General features: G+C 63.0%; 16 protein-coding genes and 2 pseudogenes. 8 read left to right on the forward strand and 10 right to left on the reverse strand.

Features of this window, described 5'->3' with window-relative positions:
- Positions 1–5 precede the first annotated feature (5 nt).
- Positions 6–1,328 carry an MFS transporter gene (locus ACT6QU_RS12420; protein WP_444836894.1) on the reverse strand — a complete coding sequence of 441 codons (1,323 nt, stop codon included), beginning with the start codon at positions 1,326–1,328 and terminating at the stop codon, positions 6–8.
- A 133-nt stretch (positions 1,329–1,461) separates the two neighbouring features.
- On the opposite strand from ACT6QU_RS12420, the gene ACT6QU_RS12425 reads away from it, so the two are divergent.
- The 3 genes from ACT6QU_RS12425 (at position 1,462) to ACT6QU_RS12435 (ending at position 3,392) form a co-directional block, all read left to right on the forward strand.
- Positions 1,462–1,839, forward strand: coding sequence for a hypothetical protein (locus ACT6QU_RS12425; protein ID WP_444836895.1), 378 nt, complete (start codon positions 1,462–1,464; stop codon positions 1,837–1,839).
- Between the two features lie 141 nt (positions 1,840–1,980).
- Positions 1,981–2,631, forward strand: coding sequence for a HupE/UreJ family protein (locus tag ACT6QU_RS12430; protein ID WP_444836975.1), 651 nt, complete (start codon positions 1,981–1,983; stop codon positions 2,629–2,631).
- Positions 2,632–2,654: 23 nt separating this feature from the next.
- Complete coding sequence (locus ACT6QU_RS12435; protein ID WP_444836896.1) at positions 2,655–3,392, forward strand: hypothetical protein; 738 nt, start codon at positions 2,655–2,657, stop codon at positions 3,390–3,392.
- A gap of 225 nt (positions 3,393–3,617) precedes the next feature.
- Here ACT6QU_RS12435 and xth read toward each other — a convergent pair whose 3' ends face one another.
- From xth to ACT6QU_RS12475, 8 genes and pseudogenes are all read right to left on the reverse strand, one after another.
- A complete protein-coding gene (gene xth, locus ACT6QU_RS12440; RefSeq protein ID WP_444836897.1) occupies positions 3,618–4,394 on the reverse strand; it encodes an exodeoxyribonuclease III in 777 nt (258 codons plus the stop codon).
- Positions 4,391–5,026 carry an alpha/beta hydrolase family protein gene (locus ACT6QU_RS12445; RefSeq protein ID WP_444836898.1) on the reverse strand — a complete coding sequence of 212 codons (636 nt, stop codon included), beginning with the start codon at positions 5,024–5,026 and terminating at the stop codon, positions 4,391–4,393. Before ACT6QU_RS12445 ends, xth begins: the two co-directional genes overlap by 4 nt.
- Positions 5,027–5,385: 359 nt before the next feature.
- Positions 5,386–5,715 carry a hypothetical protein gene (locus ACT6QU_RS12450; RefSeq protein WP_444836899.1) on the reverse strand — a complete coding sequence of 110 codons (330 nt, stop codon included), beginning with the start codon at positions 5,713–5,715 and terminating at the stop codon, positions 5,386–5,388.
- 595 nt (positions 5,716–6,310) lie between these two features.
- On the reverse strand, positions 6,311–6,547 hold the full coding sequence (locus tag ACT6QU_RS12455) for a DUF7249 family protein (RefSeq protein WP_444836900.1): 237 nt from the start codon (positions 6,545–6,547) through the stop codon (positions 6,311–6,313).
- 341 nt (positions 6,548–6,888) lie between these two features.
- Positions 6,889–10,221, reverse strand: coding sequence for an AAA family ATPase (locus ACT6QU_RS12460; RefSeq protein ID WP_444836901.1), 3,333 nt, complete (start codon positions 10,219–10,221; stop codon positions 6,889–6,891).
- Positions 10,218–10,871, reverse strand: a complete 654-nt coding sequence (locus ACT6QU_RS12465) for a hypothetical protein (RefSeq protein ID WP_444836902.1) — start codon at positions 10,869–10,871, stop codon at positions 10,218–10,220. Before ACT6QU_RS12465 ends, ACT6QU_RS12460 begins: the two co-directional genes overlap by 4 nt.
- Before the next feature lie 104 nt (positions 10,872–10,975).
- Positions 10,976–11,998 (reverse strand): hypothetical protein, encoded by a 1,023-nt coding sequence (locus tag ACT6QU_RS12470; RefSeq protein WP_444836903.1) that lies wholly within the window; start codon positions 11,996–11,998, stop codon positions 10,976–10,978.
- A 546-nt stretch (positions 11,999–12,544) separates the two neighbouring features.
- Positions 12,545–12,917, reverse strand: a pseudogene (locus ACT6QU_RS12475) (P-type conjugative transfer ATPase TrbB); the annotation flags it as partial.
- Positions 12,918–13,368: 451 nt separating this feature from the next.
- On the opposite strand from ACT6QU_RS12475, the gene repA reads away from it, so the two are divergent.
- From repA to repC, 3 genes are all read left to right on the forward strand, one after another.
- Positions 13,369–14,553: a plasmid partitioning protein RepA gene (repA, locus tag ACT6QU_RS12480; RefSeq protein ID WP_444836904.1), complete on the forward strand. Its 1,185-nt coding sequence runs from the start codon at positions 13,369–13,371 to the stop codon at positions 14,551–14,553.
- Between the two features lie 75 nt (positions 14,554–14,628).
- Positions 14,629–15,624, forward strand: coding sequence for a plasmid partitioning protein RepB (gene repB / locus ACT6QU_RS12485; RefSeq protein WP_444836905.1), 996 nt, complete (start codon positions 14,629–14,631; stop codon positions 15,622–15,624).
- A gap of 173 nt (positions 15,625–15,797) precedes the next feature.
- A complete protein-coding gene (repC, locus tag ACT6QU_RS12490; RefSeq protein WP_444836906.1) occupies positions 15,798–17,111 on the forward strand; it encodes a plasmid replication protein RepC in 1,314 nt (437 codons plus the stop codon).
- An 8-nt stretch (positions 17,112–17,119) separates the two neighbouring features.
- On the opposite strand, the pseudogene ACT6QU_RS12495 reads toward repC, so the two are convergent.
- A pseudogene (locus tag ACT6QU_RS12495) lies at positions 17,120–17,347 on the reverse strand (recombinase family protein); the annotation flags it as partial.
- 187 nt (positions 17,348–17,534) lie between these two features.
- Between ACT6QU_RS12495 and ACT6QU_RS12500 the strand changes: the two are divergent.
- Complete coding sequence (locus ACT6QU_RS12500) at positions 17,535–17,924, forward strand: antitoxin Xre/MbcA/ParS toxin-binding domain-containing protein (RefSeq protein ID WP_444836907.1); 390 nt, start codon at positions 17,535–17,537, stop codon at positions 17,922–17,924.
- Positions 17,921–18,448, forward strand: coding sequence for an RES family NAD+ phosphorylase (locus ACT6QU_RS12505; protein WP_444836908.1), 528 nt, complete (start codon positions 17,921–17,923; stop codon positions 18,446–18,448). The genes ACT6QU_RS12500 and ACT6QU_RS12505 overlap by 4 nt, the downstream gene beginning before the upstream one ends.
- Positions 18,449–18,485: the final 37 nt, after the last annotated feature.

The raw sequence follows: 18,485 nt of genomic DNA on the forward strand, positions 1-18,485 counted from the left end.
ACCGCTCATGGACGGACGTTCGGCCAGGAGGCGTGCAAATCGTCAATCACGAATGGATGGGCATGTCGGTGCCGATCGTCCGGACGCGCGTCTTCCCAATGCGGATGCGACGCCGGAAGAGCCTCGTGACTGTGTTCGATAGTCGCGGGATCGGCCGAGGGCCACAAATACATGGCTACCAGCGTGCCGACCGCCGCGATGATCGCCAGCAACATGGCCGTCGCCGACAGACCGAGGCTCGCCCCCGCCCATCCCGCGAGCGGATAGGTGACGAGCCAGCAGGCATGCGAGAGGGCGAACTGGGCGGCGAACAGCGCCGGGCGGTCTTCCGCATGGGACGAACGACGCAGCAACCGTCCCGAAGGCGTCTGCGCAAGGGAATAGCCGACGCCGACGACGAACCAAACGAAGAGCAGCACATCAAAGGATTCGATGGCCGTCGCAGCCAGGGTTGCGACGGCGAGAATGGCCGCGCCCGCGAGCATAACCGGCCGGTCGGGCAATCTGTCGAGAAGCCGGGGCAGCGCCAGTGCGACGACCATCGAACCGCCGCCGAAGGCCGCGAGCGCCATCGCCGTCTTGCTCTGGCCAAGGCCGAAGACGGCCTGCACATAGACGACCGTGTTGACGATGACGACCGCGCCGGCGGCGGCGACAGTCATGTTGATCGCCAACAGTCCGCGCAGGCGCGGCGTCGCGAGATAGATGCGGATACCGCGCGTCGTGCGGTCGTAAATGCCGCGCGGGGCGCTCGGCTTCGGGCTCGGCAGGACGACCGTCAGCACCAGCGCGGCCGAAACGAGGAAACCGACGACCGTCCCGGCGAACAGGCTGTGGAAGCTGATGACCGTCAGAAGCGCAGCGGCGATCATCGGACTGACGAGGCTTTCAAGGTCGTATGCCAGCCGCGAAAGCGATAGCGCCCGCGTGTACTCCTTCTCGTCCGGAAGCACGTCCGGGATCGTCGCCTGGAAGGTCGGCGTGAACGCGGCCGAGGCCGATTGCAGAGCGAAGATGAGGACATAGACCTGCCAGATCTCCGTGACGAACGGGAGGAGCACCGCCACGCCTGCCCGGACGATGTCGAGCGCGACGAGCGTCGCGCGGCGCGGCAGCCGCTCGGCGAAGGCCGCGGCGACCGGGGCGACGCCGCCATAGGCCACCATCTTGATCGCCAGCGCCGTCCCGAGCACCAGTCCGGCGTTCTCGCCCGCCAGATCGAAAGCAAGCAAGCCGAGGGCGACCGTGGCCAGCCCCGTGCCCAGGAGAGCGATGATCTGCGCCATGAACAGGTGACGGTAGGTGCGGTTCGCAAGGACGTGCAGCATGTCGGACCTTCGTCGGATGTCTTCCCGAAGCATCGAAGACAATATCGTGGCCATTCTACGGGGCAACGGCCTTCATCTCGCCCCAGAATCACGGGAAAGGATTCGTTAACTACCGAGGGGTATCGCTGGCATCATGATCGGCCGTCTGCAAAGCGTCGCGTTGCGCGTCGTCATCGCCTGCGCGATGGCGGTGTCGCTTCTGCTCGCGCCGACCGGGGGATCATCTTCCCACGACCCGCGCGCACTCGCGCAGATCGAAGCCGAGCGTCATCTGGAACTGGCAGCCGAGATCGCCGAGCACGGTCACTCGCATGACGATGGCTGGGACAGCGAAAGCAAGCCCGGCCATCTGCACGGTCACAACGCGGCCGACCACCTGCACGACACCCCGACCTATCCGCCGTCCGTAGGCACGCTCTTCGTCCGGACAAGCGACGCCTGGCGCATTAGCGCCTTTCCCGAATCCTTGCCCGTCCGAATCTTCGAATTGGACCGTCCGCCGCGTGCTTGAGTGACCGCTGCCCCTGGATCAGGGGCGACGTTCCTTCTCACCACGGACACCATTTCCATGAGACGACCACCATCTGCGGTGGGCAGCCGGACGCTTGGCGCGTTCGCTCCCCATCTCGCGTCCGGGCTGCTTGCGCTCGGCATGATCCTCGCCTTCGCATCCTCCGCCTTCGCCCATGCGGTGACGGCGGGCGATCAGGGCTACATCCAGGAAATCAGCGGGGTGAATATCATCCCGTTCATCTATCTGGGGGCCAAGCACATGGTCACCGGCTACGACCACATCCTGTTCCTGCTCGGCGTGATCTTCTTCCTCTACCGGATGCAGCACATCGCCATCTACGTGACGCTGTTCGCCATCGGTCACTCCACGACCATGCTGCTCGGCGTCTATTTCAACATCGGCATCAACAGCTACATCATCGACGCCATCATCGGCCTGTCGGTCGTCTACAAGGCGCTCGACAACATGGGGGCCTATCAGCGCTGGTTCGGCTTCCAGCCCAACACCAAGGCTGCGACCCTTATCTTCGGTCTGTTCCACGGCTTCGGCCTGTCGACCAAGATTCTCGAATACGACATCGCGCCGGATGGCCTCGTGCCGAACCTGCTCGCCTTCAATGTCGGCGTCGAGATCGGCCAGCTTCTGGCGCTCGGCGCGATTCTGATCGTCATGGGCTTCTGGCGGAAAAGCTCAAGCTTCTTCCGTCACGCCTACACGGCCAACGTTGCGATGATGACCGCAGGCTTCCTCCTCTTCGGCTACCAAGTAGCCGGTTACTTCGTTTCCTGAATTTCCCCCGAAAGGACCCTCACATGTACAACACCGACATGCCCACCCGCGCCGAACTTCCCTCGACGGCGAAGCTGCTCCGCTCGACCGGGATCGCGATCGTGACCGCTGGAGCGCTGCTCGTCGCGGTAGTTCTCCCGTCCGAGTACGGCATCGACCCAACTGGGATCGGCTCCGCCCTCAACTTGACGGAGATGGGCGAGATCAAGATGCAGCTTGCCGAGGAGGCCGAAGCCGACGCCGCCATGGACGCCGCCGCCAGCGCAAACCCGGCCGCGACGTCCACCAGCACGACGCCCGCGCCCGCGGCGTCCGGCACTGCGGCACCGATGGTCGCTCCCGTTGCGCCGCCCGCTCCTCCGGCACCGCCCGCACCTGAACGTCAGTCCAGCATCTGGGGGACGATCGGCGCGCTGATCGTCTCGCCCGCCGCAGCACAGGAGCAGCGCCAGGATGAGATGACGATCACGCTCGCTCCAGGTGAAGGAGCCGAGATCAAGCTGACGATGGTCGAGGGCGAGATCGCCGCCTTCGCCTGGGTGGTCTCCGAAGGCGGTGCCGTCAACTACGACACCCATGGTGACGGCGGCGGCCAGAATATCAGCTACGAAAAGGGCCGCGGCGTTTCCGCTGACGAAGGCCAGTTGCAGGCCGCCTTCACAGGCAAGCACGGCTGGTTCTGGCGGAACCGCGGTGACGCGCCAGTTTCGCTCACAATCCGGACGAGCGGGACCTACACGGCGATCGAACGGCTGGTGTAGTCGCCGCCAAGGCGGGGTGACGCGAAGCGGGTCACCCCGCTGCCAACGTCCGGTTTCGAGCGATGCTAAGGAGCCAGTCTATGGCGGCAATGGGGTCGGAAGCCGCCGTTGAGCCAGCATGCATACAGTGACCGCTATTCGGGCGTCGCCACCCAAAACCGCGCCCTCTATTCTTGGCTTCGGAGTGCGCAGGAAATCGATATCTCCGCGGGTCACTTGGGTCACCTATCCTTTCCTGATCTTGATCCAGACCGGCGCATGGTCGCTGGCACCTTCGCGCCCGCGGACCTCCCGGTCGACGCCGGCATCGAGCATGCGGTCGCGCAGATTCGCGCTCAGCAGAAGATGGTCGAGCCTGAGGCCCGCGTCGCGAGGCCAGCGCATGCGCATGTAGTGCCAGAACGTGTAGATGCGCTCGTCGGGATGGAGATGACGGAGGGCATCGGTCCAGCTTCGGCCGACCAGCTTGCGAAAGGCCGCGCGGCTTTCCGGCTGGATCAGCGCATCGTCGTCCCATGAGGTCGTCGGATAGATGTCGAGATCGGTCGGCGCGACGTTGTAGTCGCCGGCGAGAACGATCGGCGCTCCGGACTTGCGCAGGCTTGTCGCATGCTTGCGCAGTCGCTCCAGCCAGGCAAGCTTGTAGCCGAATTTCGGGCCGGGCTGTGGATTGCCGTTGGGCGCGTAGATCGAGGCGACGAGGATACCCGCAACCGCCGCCTCGATGTAGCGCGCCTGATGATCCTCCCGGTCTCCAGGCAGCGAGGTCCGCGTCAGGACCGGAGCGCCGAGGCGCGAAAGGATGGCGACGCCGTTCCACGCGCGCTGCCCCTGCCAGACCGCCTCGTATCCCGCCCTTGCGATCGCCTCTTGCGGGAATGCCTTCTGCTCGGCCTTCAGTTCCTGAAGACAAACGACGTCTGGCTGCGCTTCCCCGAGCCAGGCGAGCAGATTGTCCAGGCGCTTGTTGATGCCGTTGATGTTGAAGGTAGCGATCTTCACCGGGCGATGATCCGGCGCGCCCAGGTGGTAGCCGCCTCTGCCATGGACGCAAGATGATCGGCATGAACGAAGCCGGAGACCGACTTGCGCGGCTTCAGGTCATGGTCGCCATCCTCGAACCAAGCGATGTCGATCGATGCGGGAAGCCTATAGCCGGCGACCTCGTCCTGCGTGCCGAACGGATCGCGCGTACCCTGGCAGATGAGCGCCGGCGTCTTCAGGTCCATCAGATGTGCGGTGCGCAACTGCTCCGGCTTGGCGGGAGGATGGAACGGGTAGCCGAGGCAGAAGAGCCCGGCGATCTTGCCGCCGGCATGAAGCTCATCCGCCACCAGCGAGGCGACGCGTCCTCCCATCGACTTGCCGCCGATGACGAGCGGGCCCGCGACGTCGAGAGTGGCGACCGCCGCGCGATATTCGTCGAAGAGCATCTCGGCCTTCGGCGGCGGCTTTCGCTGGCCGTTTCGCCGCGCAGCCATGTACGCGAACTCGAACCGGCCGACGCGAAAGCCCGCCTGGCAGAGCGCTTCGGTACACCGGTTCATCACCGGCGCATCCATCGGCGCGCCGGCACCATGGGCGAAGAGCAGTGTCGCGAAGGACGCGTCGCCCTTATCGATCAGAATGTCCATTCAGCGCGTTCCATTCCATATCGGCGGTTTGATGGCCTAACGCGGCAGCTCCGTTGTGGCTCCGGCACCGGCCAGGACGCGATCTGTGTGGGTGACGTCTCCGACGCATGTTCACCTGCACAGGCTCAATTTCCGCGATTCCTCTGCAAACAGCGTTTCATGGAGTAACGGGGGGATGCCGTGCCTTGATGCCAACGGTGTTTGCGATGGGACGCCGATCTGACTGGGCGGGTATTGGATCGGCGCGTCGGCGACGCTCATTTATAGCACGACTGACGGCGGCGATAATCCAGTCAAGGTCCTACGGCTATGGTCACGGCGAACGAGTAGATGAGGGTCGATCTCGCCACCCCACCGCCCTACCCTTCTTCCTCCGGCGTCGCCATCAGATGCAGCTTACGCCGGAAGCCGCCGCGGCCGCCTCTATTTCGCTCGACGATATCTTCGATGACGATGTCGCTCTCGCGTTCGTCGAAGCCCTGGCCAACGAGGATTGCGAGGATGGCGTCATGGAGTTTCCGCCAGTGCCGCCAGTGCTCGTCCGTTCGGATGTCGTCGATCGCCTTCCACAGGAGAGCCCGGGCGACGTCGTCGCGCGTCGGCCGCCGCTTTTCCCTGTTGCGGCGGCGCAATTCCGCTTGGCGAACGCGCTGTTCCTCATTGCGCTCAGTGACCGGTTTCCGCGCCACGCTGATCTCCCTGTCGCCCGATGATCGTATTCCCCTGCCACCATGCCTGACCTGACTGGAAACGCAAACGCCGTTCGCGTATGAATCGCAATTCCTGGATTGGGCAACGCCGATCTTCGCTCCCGCAACATTAAACCGAGGGTTGGAATCGCGAGACGGTAAATTGAGGCAAATCGAGATGATGCAGGACGCCGTGCCCGCACTTCCTCTTGCATTGTCGGCACATCAATGCAGGTCGCCATGATGTCAGATACCGTCTCGGCAAATCGACTCGAATGCAGTTGATTGTAGAAAAGTTCAGCAAGACGTACGCCGCATTCTGGCCCATTGGTGGTCGCGTGCGAAGAACCACCTGGCCCTGCCGCTATTGCCGATCGGTGGATCTGTCGACGTCTGTGACCAATTTACGGACGAGCCGGTTTCCAAGCCATCTTTTTTGAACAGGCGCTGCCGCGCCCATCGTGATCGCGCGCCCATCCCGTAGGAAGGCATTCTCCTGTCCGGGACAAGGCCAATTTTTCATCCGCGGTGCCGTTGCGAAATCGCACCAAGAAACACTCTCAGGACCGATGCTTCGGCATCGATGCATGGATGGCTAGTTCTCATTGAACGCGGCAGCGATTGCCGCCCAGTCCACAATATCCATCTCGCTAGAATGATCCATTTCGGGCGTCCCGCTTGGAAAGCATTCTCGGCAAAACGCTTCGGCGCTGTCCGCTGTAAAATCGGTCTCTTCTCGTTGCTTCAACATGGCATTGATCAAGCCTTCGTCGTTTTGTACTTGGAGAGATACGCTCCAAGTCTCGTAATTTTTCCATCCGTTGTAGGTCATTCTTTCCTCTTCCATTCCTCTCGTTGGTCGCCACAAGGTCGACTTCCAAAACACTGGCTACATGGTTCACGTTCTTTCGAGGTTAATGGTGGTCCCGCATCGCACATTTGAGCGTCTTTGGTCGGCCGACTGCTGAATGTGAACGCCGGATGCCAATTCGAAGACGGAGCCCAGGTCGCCGGCTGGGCTGACGGGCGTTCCGCATAGCGAGCGGCTACATCGTACGGTGACCGGCAACGCCGATCTGCAATGCGGAACCGCCTGGCCACCGTTTCGAATACCAAATTGTGAGGAAGCTCTCTCCTTCACCCTCGTGTTTCGCCGGCTCGCCAATCATGATCTCAATCCTGATGGCTCGAACCAATCGATATCGGACCAGCTACCTCGCTTCCCGATGCGGTCTCCATATACCGGACAAGAATGGCGTCGACCTCAGCGCCGTCGAGCGTGCCGTAGGCGAGCAGCGCCTCGACCAGTGCGGCATGGGCGTCCCTTTGTTTCTCGATCACCTGGCGCGCCGTTGCGAACGCGGTCTCGAGCCGCGCATTGGCCTTGAGATACGCGTCGGGGCGGGCGAGATGAATGGCGTTGAAGCTGTCCGGCTCGATATAGAGCAATGGCGCGTTCTTGCTGTACCCGGCGCGGCATTCGAGCTCGAGGGCCAGATGGGTCGAGGCGTGAAGATCGCTCCCCGACGCCGTGCCGGAACCGGCGAGCGGCGCGAGGCCGTAGACGACCTCGGCGGCGCGTCCGGCGAGGTTCATCGCAAGAAGGTCCATCAGACGATCCTCGGACTGGACGCGCGTCATGTCGAGCGTCGTCAACGACATGCCGCCCTCCGCGCCGTCGATCGTCATCTCGCCCTGTGTCCCGAGATCGAGCGCCCGAAAGGCGACGGCGTGGCCGGCTTCGTGGACGGCGACCTGGCGGCGCAGCCCGGCCGGAAGGTCGGGACGTCCGGCGCGCAAGGCGATCTTCAGCGGATCGAACGTCATCGCGGTACTTTCACGCCGGCATCGCTGGCGCTCCTCGCGCACGACCCGCTCGACGTCGGCTCCGGTCAGGCCCGTCGCCGCGCGGGCGAGAAGCCGCAGCGCCCGGCTCCGCCGCTCCGCCGATGTTTCGGGCGTCGGTGCCGGTGCGCGTCCGCCGGCCGCAGGCGCGCTGGCTACAGATGTGCCTGGCGCTCCACGAACGGTGGTGGCAGTGGTCCCCGCTGGCCGCTGGCGCTGTTCAGTTGCTTGCTGCGCGTGGGCGTCCGTCGCCATGGCACTGCTCGCCTCGGCGGCGATCTTCTTCCGCTTTGCCGGTTTGCGGAGTTTATCCATTTCGACAGGAGCGACGACCCGGTCCGCGTTCTTGCGCGGATCCGAACCTGCTCCCACTCCCGCTCCGTTGATTGCGTCGATGGTCTCTTCACCCCCTGCCGCGGACAGGCGTCCCTCGCCGCGGTCCTCGCCAGCGCTCTCACCGGTATGAGAGTTATCTCCTGCGGGCTCCCTGGTTTCACCGACCCACATCTGGCCGGCCTGGGCTTCCCCTCCCTCTCCCCCGAACGCAGCGGCCCGATCGGGCGCGGAGGCGACGACGTCGCCAAGGTCGTCGCCGAGATGGAAGGCGATAATGCCTTCGAGCGCCTTCATGTCGGGCTTCGGAATGACGATATGGGTTTCGAGACGGCCGGAGCGGCGCAGCGCCGGCTCGATGTCGTCCGGCCGGTTGGTCGCTCCGACGACGATGATGCCTTCGGAGCGGATCGCGCCGTCCATCAACTCGAGCAGCTTGTTGACAAGGGAGTTCCAGTAGTCGGCGTAGTCTCTGGACTGGTCCTGACGTCTGCCGATGCCGTCGATCTCATCGATGAAGAGGATGCAGGGCTTCGCTGCGCCGGCTTCGTCGAAGCAGGCGCGCATGCGCTTCAGGACATCGCCGAGATAAGACGCTTCGAGCCAGGTCGAGACCGACGTCGCGAAGACAGGAAGCTGCAGCGTGTTGCCGAGCGCGCGGGCGAAGGTGGTCTTGCCGGTGCCGGGCGGTCCGGACAAGAGGAGCTTCGACGACAGGTCCGACCACGGCAGCGTGCCGGCCTTCCAGTGCGCGAGATCGGCTTTCAGATCGAGCGCCCAGTCGCTGGCCTTGCCGTATCCCGCCAGCGTCTCGACGGTGACGACCGGCGGCCGTAGGACGCGCGGCCTCGGCTTCACCGCAAGCGGAGCTGCGTTAGGAGCCGATGTCGCGTCCTTGTCACTGTCAGGCTTAGCGCCGTCGGCATCGCCTGCCGAAGCGTTGACGTTCCCGACGGGGCCGGCGTCTACGGCACGGTCGGCGTCCTGGGCAGGACCGATCCTGCGGGTATGACCGGCGTCCGAAGTATTCCCGCCGCTGAACTCGTGGCCGCCATCGTCTTTCGGATCCGCGCCGCTCGCCGAAGACCGGTCGGCCGATCGCGTCGGATCACGATCCGCCCCTGGGCCGGCATCGATTGCCGCTTCGCAAGAGGTGCTGCTATCGCCATTGCCGTCCGCGGCCCGCGCGCCTGCCGCATCGCTCGAAGGCGCCGGCATGCTACCCGCGTCGACCGTCGCCGCTTTCGCCGCGTCGCAGGTGCGATCGACACCGACGTCCATGTCCCCTTCCCTCACCTCTGTCGGCGGCAACGGTTGCGGGTCGATGCGGACCGATCCGGTTCCCGCCGTTCCGTTCCGGTTGCGCGTCGATGACGATCCGCTCTTGGTCTTCGACGCCTTGTCGTCATCCACGGGGTCCTCGTCGGCCGCTTCCGCCAGATCCGCGAGCGTCGACAGGATCGTGTCGAGGCCGCGACCCGGGCGGATGGCGAGCGTCAGATCGTCGAGGGACAGACGCGCGAGATCGATCGCACGGCCGGACCCTGCCGCCGCCATCACCTCTTTCGCCGCAATGCCGGTCCTTGCGTCGATCAGCTCGGCCAGCGTCGGCCAGTCGAGAGGCGCGGCGTCGATCGTCAGGTCGACGGCGGAGGACATGCGGACGGGAAAGGTGAAGGCGGCGTCCTCACGCGTCAGCACGATCGGCATGCGGGCGCTGATGGCCGCAGACAGGCATTTGCGGATCTGCCGCGGCGTCGCGTCCCTCAGCGCGCCGGACCGGATGTGCAGCATCGTCACGTCCGTCGTCCGCTTGCCGGACCGAACGGCGAGTTCATCGGCGTCGCCAATATGCTGGATCACGGCCTTGCGGCGCTTCGACTGGAACAGGCCGTCGAGCAAAGCGCCAAAGCAGCGTTCGAAGCCCCGAATATTGCCGCGTACCGCGACGATCGGCTGGGCGGTGTTCAAGGCTGCGACCAGGGTCTGGGCTCCAACCGCGACGAGGCCGGGAAGCAGCATCAGGCACACGGCGAGATCGGCGGCGTCGACGTCGGCCGCGACCGGATGGTCGGGCCCATGTCGATGATGACCGTCGGAAAGCGGATCGCCGCCGTACTTGCCGTTGCCGGCCTTGCCATCGGCGGCGCGCGCATCGGCAAGCTCGCGCCGCTTTTGCGCCAGATCACGGAGCGCAAAATTGTCGGCGAAGAACGCGCCGCCCCAATCACGCGCGCCGAAGGCGTCTTCCATCAGCGCCTGCTGGACGTCGCGAAGCTCCACCTGGGAAGCAAGACGGCGGGCAAGTCGAAGGGTGCTGGTCTTCATTTGCCTACCTCCTCGTTGCGCAGGCCATCGCAAACGGCGACGAGCGAAAGACGGGGCGCGCCCTCACGGCTGCGGCCTCCGGTGGAGCTGCGCTTTGGCGAACCCGGCGGCTCGGTGGTGCACCCGTGCGGTCCTGGCAGCGAGGCCGAACGAAGACCCCTGGCGACGTAGGCCTCGAACTTTTGCCGCTGGCGGCGCTCGATGCGGCGGCGGATCAGATCGACCGTCGCCCGGGCCGCGCCATCGCCCGCTTCAGCATGACGATGGAGCACGCAGACGATCGGGAACGGCACGTCGCGACCCAGCCGTACATGGCGCAAGGCGAGGCCAATCACAACGGCCGCATCGTTCCCGGCGCGGCGCAGCACCGTCGTCACGCTCTCATTGTCGTTGACGGGCGTCCGCGATGACGCGCTGTTGGCAGGCATCCGGGATGAAGGTCGTCCGCCGAGCGCGTCGGCGTCGATATTGATTGCGGAGCCGACTTTTCCGCTCACGCCGATGCGGATGCCTCTGTCGGCACGGCCGGAAGGAATATCGGGGGTGGCCTCATTATTGTCAGTCACAGCGGAAACCGATTTCCGCTTGCGTCTGACGGCTCGTGCGATCCGGATGAGGTTCGGATGCGTGGTGTCGTTGGACGTGGTCATGGGGGACAATCCTTGTGCGCGCCGGCGCTCAACGCGCGGCGTCGTCTTCGAAAGAACGAGATGGAGGTGATCGGGGCGACGCTCGGGCAGCGCCTACTACCTGATCAGTCGGGCGGCGGCGCGGAGCCGGCGACGCCGCCTGGCCGCGCGAGCGCGATCGACACCATCTGGGTCAATGCCGGCCGCCGATGCGAACGGCGGGGATCGGCGTCATCTTCCGAGCGACCGGCATCGAACTCGGCAAGATCGCCGTCCCCATCGAACGCGTCCGGCTGATCACATTGCGCCTCGGCGTCGATGCCGCCGACTGCGTCCTCGTCGTGATCAAACGCGTCGCTCGACCGGATCGCGGCAGCATCGACATGGCCAATGCCTGCGCGTCCGCCGGGCCGTTGTCCGTGACGAGCAGGCGAAGTCATCGCCGGGAAGGCCGACCGCAAGCGGCGAGCGAGTTCGGCCTGGACGGCGTCGCCGAAACGGCGCTTCAGATCACGCAGCGCCCTGCCCGCGCCGTCGATCGCCAGAAACGCGTCGAGCGCGTCGAGGCCGAAGACATCGGGATCGGCCAGATCGGCGTGGCCGGACAGATCGAGGATCGCTGCATGGCAGGTGCGGACGCCTTCGATCTGATGCCGCGTGCGCAGATGGTCTGGCGCGACCACGGCGCAGGCGAGAAGCTTTGCCTTCAGCCGCCCAAGCTTGGCCGCGTTGTAGGAAGCGGTCGACCGTTTGACATCGCAAACCACGGCAAAGCGGCGCGTCTCGTCGACGATGATCATGTCGGCCTTGTAGTGCTCGCGCGCAAAGACCTCTGAGCCAAGCCGGATGCCGGAAAGTTCGCCGGGTCGGTTGCGGGCGATCAGCGCCTGTGCCGCCTCGGTCACCGGCAGTTCGACGTCGCGGGTCAGCACCGCCAGGTCCGGATGCTGGGACGCGATCAACGCGAGGCCCGTCTGCAGCATCAGCCCATCATGGCAGCGGGCGGAATGGATAAAGGAGGCGATCGCGCCGAGCTCGCCGAAGGTCAGGTCGGCCTGATCGCCCGAGGCGGCGGACGCGGCGGCGACAGTCTTGTCGATCAGCCGCTCGAACTCGGGCTCGAGGCAATCGGCATCAAGACGATGCACCGGACGCTCGTGCGATGTGGAGACCGCATGCGCTGCTGCGACGCCACTCGGAGAGGGGGAGGACGGTGACGCCGAGCGTCCCGCATTCAAGGGGGCGGCCCCCGATCCCGACTGAACCCAGCCTGCCGCGTTCGACGGCGCGGCTGCCGATCCCGATCGAGCCGTCGCGGCGTCGATCAATGACGCCGACGCCGGACTGGGAAAGCGACCCGCCTTGCATCCGAACGCAGCACTGCGGCGCAGAATGCTGGCGGCAGTGTAAGAGTGATCATTGGCGGCACGGGCCGCTTGGACGGACGCGTGGCGTCCTTTAGTAATGGTCATAGCCCGATTCCTCGTCTGATGAGGTTTGAGGGTCAGGCCCGGGTTCGGCGTTGGCGCGCCTGCTCGGGCCGTCTGGTTCATGAACCGCGATTGGCGTCGCCGTTCACCTCCCAAACATGCGGGGCACAGCGCCCGGGCTCAATAGCGCCGATCGAACTTAGCCGGTTCATGGTTAATGCAGGGCTCCCGCCCATCGGGTCCCCTCCCCTACCCTGTTGGGTGGATCACGATGTTCATGTGCGAGGCGATTGCGCTCCGGAGGACCGAAACCTGCACCTCGCTTATGACGCCGGCGCGCGCATAGTCCTCGAAGGGAATGAGCCGCGAGGCCCGCCGGCGAATGGTGAATATCGGCCTGCCCAGAGGCAAACCCTCGAATCGATGCCCACCGATTGACAGTTCGCCCGAGATAATCGGCTGGTCAGCATCCGCCTCGGTCTGAAGTGCGTGGGCGACTCTGCCGATGATGATTTCCTCGGTGCCAGGCGCGAGAGCGCCAAGCCTTTCGATTCCCTGCCCCCCGCTCTACGAACAGCTGCCTTTCGGGGTTGAGCATGATCTCGACCACCGACATGTCTTCCAAGGCTGAACAGATACCCTCACCGGCACTGACTGGGCACTATCGCGGTGCAAAAGTGATCTATCCCGCACTCGTTTCGACGCTACTGCGCTCTTCCGTTGGTTGATTGGACGTGCCTATGATTACGGATGAACGTTGGCTGTCAGCCCGCCAGATTTGCCGGGTTACAATTGGGTGAGTCGGGCGGCTCGCAGGTCAAATCGGGGAGCCAATGACATTTGGATTTGGTCAAGAGCTTCGCCGCCCACAAAACTGCCAGGTTCATTTACGCAATCCAGCCCTTTGGCCTTGCGTGATAACCCACTGAAAAGAAGGGAAGAAAAAGGCAGAAGAGGCAGAGATCGCGCTCCGGGATGCTTCTCGTTAGGACCCCGCTCCCCTTTTTTCTTGCAGGATTAAAGGAATCGGCCAACAGTAGCGATAATTTCCCCGGAACGCGGAAATATCGATACTTGGACCCATCAGAATGAGCCTCAACATCGCGCAAGGCGATCCCCATGTCAGCTTCGCCGATATCATTGCCGACCAGGGCAAGCAGATATCCGGCAAGCTCGACCTGCTTCGACTCGAGACGTTCGTTCCGGACGGCGAAAAGTCGCTCCGACTTTTCCCAATGGCCGAAGTCGCCGACCTGTTGGAGGTTTCTCAGAGCTATCTCAAGAAGCTGCATCTTCAGGGCAAGGGCGTCGAGCCGACCCTTAGCAGCACGCGGCGCCGCTTCTATTCCGCCGAACAAGTTAACGAGCTGAGATCCCTACTCGGAAGATCTCCTCGCCGGGCTGGCGACGAGAAGCTTCAAGTGATCGCTGTGGTAAATTTCAAAGGTGGCTCGGGCAAAACAACGACCTCCGCCCACCTGTCGCAGTATCTTGCCCTTAAGGGCTACCGCGTGCTTGCCATTGATCTCGACCCGCAGGCCTCACTCACAACCGTGTTTGGAATTCAGCCCGAGATCGACGACACACAGTCATTGTTCGAAGCCATTCGATACGATGAAGAGCGGAAATCAATCCGCGAAGTCATACAGAAAACCAACTTCCCGGATCTCCATATCGTTCCAGCTACGCTGGATCTCCAGGAGTTCGAGTACGAAACGCCCCTTGCGATGCAGAAGCCAGATGGCAAGGCTGGTCGCACCTTCTACACTCGGATCGCTAACGCACTCGGGGAAGTAGAGGATGACTATGATGTCGTGGTCATCGACTGCCCTCCCCAGCTTGGCTATCTGACGCTGACAGCGTTGACGACGGCAACCGCAGTGCTGATCACGATCCATCCACAAATGCTGGATGTCATGTCTATGAGCCAGTTCCTCCTGATGCTGGGCGGCATCCTTAAGAGCATTGAGGACGCTGGGGTCAAGATTTCTTTGGACTGGTTCCGATATCTGATCACGCGGTATGAACCATCCGACATTCCGCAGCAAGAGATGGTCGGGTTCATGCAATCGATGTTCGCACGACACCTTCTCAAGCACGCCATGGTCAAATCGACGGCGATAGCGGATGCCGGGCTCACAAAGCAGACTGTCTATGAGGTAGAGCGCTCCACATTCAACTCGGCCACCTACGATCGTGCGCGCGAGTCGCTGGACGCGGTCAACTCCGAGATCATCGGGATGCTCAATCAAGCGTGGGGGCGCCGGCCATGATCGAATTGTCAGCCGTACACGATGCCAATTTCATGCTTTTTTTCAGATATTTGACCAGTTTTGGGGTTTGCTAGCATGGCACGACGGAACGTCTTCCAAAACATCACCCGTGCGGATGCGCCGGCGAATGAACGAACACCTGCCGTTGGCTATACGGCGCGTGGGGCGACCCGGAGTCTCATGAACTCTCTGGGAGAGTTGGCGGAGAAGGCCGCGAGAGCAGACGAACTGCTTGAAGGTGAACTGATCGTTGAGGTCGATACCGGCCTTATCGACGACTCGTTTGTCGCCGATCGACTCCCTGACGACGAGGACGCCAAGGACAAGGAATTGCTCGACGCGGTGCAGGCGCAGGGACAGAAAAGTCCTGTCCGCCTGCGCGTACATCCAAACGATCCAGCGCGGTATCAGATTGTCTTCGGACACCGAAGGGTGCGTATTGCGAGGGCACTCGCGCGTCCGGTCAAGGCGGTCATCGAGGCGCTCTCCGATATTGAACACGTCATCGCACAAGGGCAGGAGAATTCCGCCCGCGAGGACCTCTCATTCATCGAAAGGGCGATGTTCGCCAAGCAGATCATGGATCGCTTCGATCGCGAGATAGTCCAAGCGGCTCTTTCCGCGGACGCTCCTATGGTGACCAGGATGCTGTCGGTCGCCACCCGCGTTCCGGCAAACGTCATTCAAGGGATTGGTCGGGCAAAGGGGGTGGGCCGCGATCGCTGGCAGGAATTCGCGCAGTTAATCGAACAGCCTGTCAATCGTGCTGCCGTTGACGAACTCGTCGCGACTTCCGCCTTCGCCCAGGTCCCATCTGACGCACGCTTCGAGCAGGCGCTTGACGTCATGAAGCAGACGAAAAGGCCGCAGCGGAGCACGTCCCAAAAGCGGACCAAGACGAAGTGGCAGTCGGGCGACAAGACGATCGCCGCCGATGTGGTCGATTCTAACCGTTCCGTCGAGCTCAAGTTCAAAACGAAGGACTCTGGAGCGTTCGGCCGCTACCTCGCGGCCAATCTCGATGAGCTCTACAACCAGTTTCTCACGCAGCGCAATGGAGATGAGAAGTAGCCAGCAGGTCTAAACGCAAAAGAAAAAGGCCCCCAAAGCGAAGTCCGGAAGCCCTTCTCGTGATGTAGCAATCAGAGATTCGCATTTCCCGGATTCGACGTCAAGCCTCAAAGAGGCTTTCGCCGCCAGCTTTGGCGGGTAGGTTTCTTTTGCCTAGCGATAGGTGAAGAAAGATGCAGACGCATATCCCAACGACGTCCTTTGGGCGGCGAACGATGTCGCTTGGCCTATTGGCAAGCCAGGCCAGATCGAAATCGGTGCCGGAAGGCGCCCGAGCCGAAAAATGGAAGGTATTTCAGTCGATCCGTGAGGCCAAGGAATTGATTGGCGCGACGGACAGGTCGCTGACCGTACTCAATGCCCTTTTGTCATTCCATCATGACGACGAGCTTACGGGCGAGGGTGATCTGATTGTGTGGCCCTCGAACGAGGCGCTGAAAGCCCGTTCCAACGGCATGCCGGCGACGACGCTACGCCGACATCTCGCGGTGCTCGTCGATTGCGGCCTGGTCATTCGTCGGGACAGCCCCAACGGCAAGCGGTTCGCGCGCAAGGGCAGGGGCGGGGAGATCGAACAGGCCTATGGTTTCGACCTCTCGCCGATCGTCACGCGTGCGCAAGAGTTCCGGGACATGGCGGAGGCCGTTCTTGCGGAGAAGAAGGCGTTCCGTGTCGCCAGGGAGCGCCTGACGCTTCTCCGCCGCGACATCGTCAAGCTCATTGACACCGGCATCGAGGAAGGTGTTCCGGGCAATTGGGGCCGCGTGCAGCAAGCCTACCAGGCGATCATCAGTCGTCTGCCTCGATCGGCGCCAAAGCAGATCATCGACGATATCTGCATCGACCTCCACGGCCTCTACACGGAAATCCTCGAGGTATTGGAAACATTCACAAAAACACAGAATCCGGACGCCAATGAGTCCCATACCGGTTGCCACATACAGAATTCAAAACCAGACTCCATATCTGAATCTCAAAATGGCTATCGAAATAAAGAAGAAGCGGGCGACAACGTCGCGAAAACCGACAACGTACGCAGCCTACCGAAGCGGGAATTGTCCTTGGGAATCGCGTTGGGCGCCTGCCCGAACCTGCGTGAACTGGCCGAAGGCGGCGAAATCCGCCATTGGCGAGACTTTCTGGCCACGGCGGAGCTTGCCCGGCCGATGCTGGCTATCAGCCCCAGCGCCTGGAGCGATGCCCGCGAGGTCATGGGCGAGCAGCATGCGGCGATCACGCTCGCGGCCATCTACCAGCGGTCCGACCAGATCAACAGTCCGGGTGGGTATTTGCGCGGCCTGACCGATCGGGCGAGGGCGGGCAAATTCTCCACCTGGCCAATGATCATGGCGCTGCTTAATGCAGGCCTCCAGGCTCAAAAAACGCCTGAAACCCGCGGCGGGCCGGCGAAAGTGCCCGATGATGATCGTCCGGGCCTTCAGGTTTCGGATTCGCTGCTGAAATCCTTGCAGAAGCCGAGACGATGATGTGCGGCTCACTCCCCGGCGGGACCACCAACGCTTTCCGCATCCTCGGTAAGCAGCCCAGATCGTCGGGCGCGGTCGATGAGGTTCTTGACCGAGGAGGGCGACCATTTTGCGCCGCCGCGGGGCGTGCGCTCGTGAAGCCGCTCAAGCTGGCCGGCGATCTCGCGAAGCGTGAGATCCGGGTTCGAGGAATGGATACCGGCAACAAGCGTCATCAGCCGGCCCTGTGGTCGACGGGAAGCCCGATTGTGCGTGTCAGCGGTCATTTGCAACGCCTGAGAGACTGGAGAAGGGCGGATTTCCAAACGCAGAGGACAAGGATAAACGATCGTTTGGACACGCTGGCCGGGCTTGAAAACACCCGCCAAAACGTCATATAATTTGTACAGTAAATCCAGCTGTGCATATGACAGGAGTGAATCTATGGGTCAGGCTCTCAAACTCCCCGCGCAGAATGAACCTTTGGTTTTTGTCTATATGGACCGGGCCGGTAAAATTGCCATTGACCAGGTGGCGGACGGTTTTGGCATGTCCAAGGGCCAATTGGCGGAGACGGTCGGCCTTGCCCGCGAAACCCTCTATCGGTTGGAGCGCAGCCGCACGGTCAAGACGCAGGGGCGTCTGCGTGAAATGCTCGAGATCATCAGTCGCGTGGCGGACTGGGCGGGCGGAAAGGAACAGGCCATGGCCTGGTACCGCGCCCAGCCGCTTCCGGCATTTGGCGGGCGCACCGCCGAGGCGCTTGTGAAGGAGGGCAAGGCCGGAGCCGTTCGTGATTATCTCGATCACATGGCCCTTGGCGGCTTTGCTTGAGGCTCGTTGGAACCTGCTACAGGGCGCATGATCCGCGTTGGGCTTTCAAGCCGACGTCCGGCGAGGGGGCTGCGATCCGGGGCGCACGCTTCAATCCCAAAGGCGTCCCGGCGCTCTATCTGGCGTTGACGATCATGACGGCGGTGAAGGAAGCCAATCAGGGTTTTGCGCATCGGATCGATCCCTGCGTTCTGTGCTCCTATGAGATTGATTGCGAGGATGTCGCCGACCTGACGAGCGAGCAGGGACGGGGAGAGTATTCCGTCGCGCTCGAGGATCTGGCCTGCGCCTGGGCGACGGCGCTCAGCAGCGGACGGCGTCCAGCCTCCTGGAGCCTTTATGACCGGCTACGGTCCCAGGGCCTTGCCGGCATTCTTGTGCCGAGCTTCGCGCCGGGCGCCGAAATAGAGGATCGTAACCTCGTGCTCTGGGATTGGGGTTCGGAACTTCCGCATAAGGTGAACGTGTTCGATCCAAGCGGCCGACTGCCGAAAGACCAGCTCTCCTGGCGGCAAGAACGATGACGGTTTCGCTGCCGTAAACAATCGCTCGGCAGCGAGA

This window comes from Aliihoeflea sp. (assembly GCF_052435475.1).
Classification (GTDB): domain Bacteria; phylum Pseudomonadota; class Alphaproteobacteria; order Rhizobiales; family Rhizobiaceae; genus Aliihoeflea.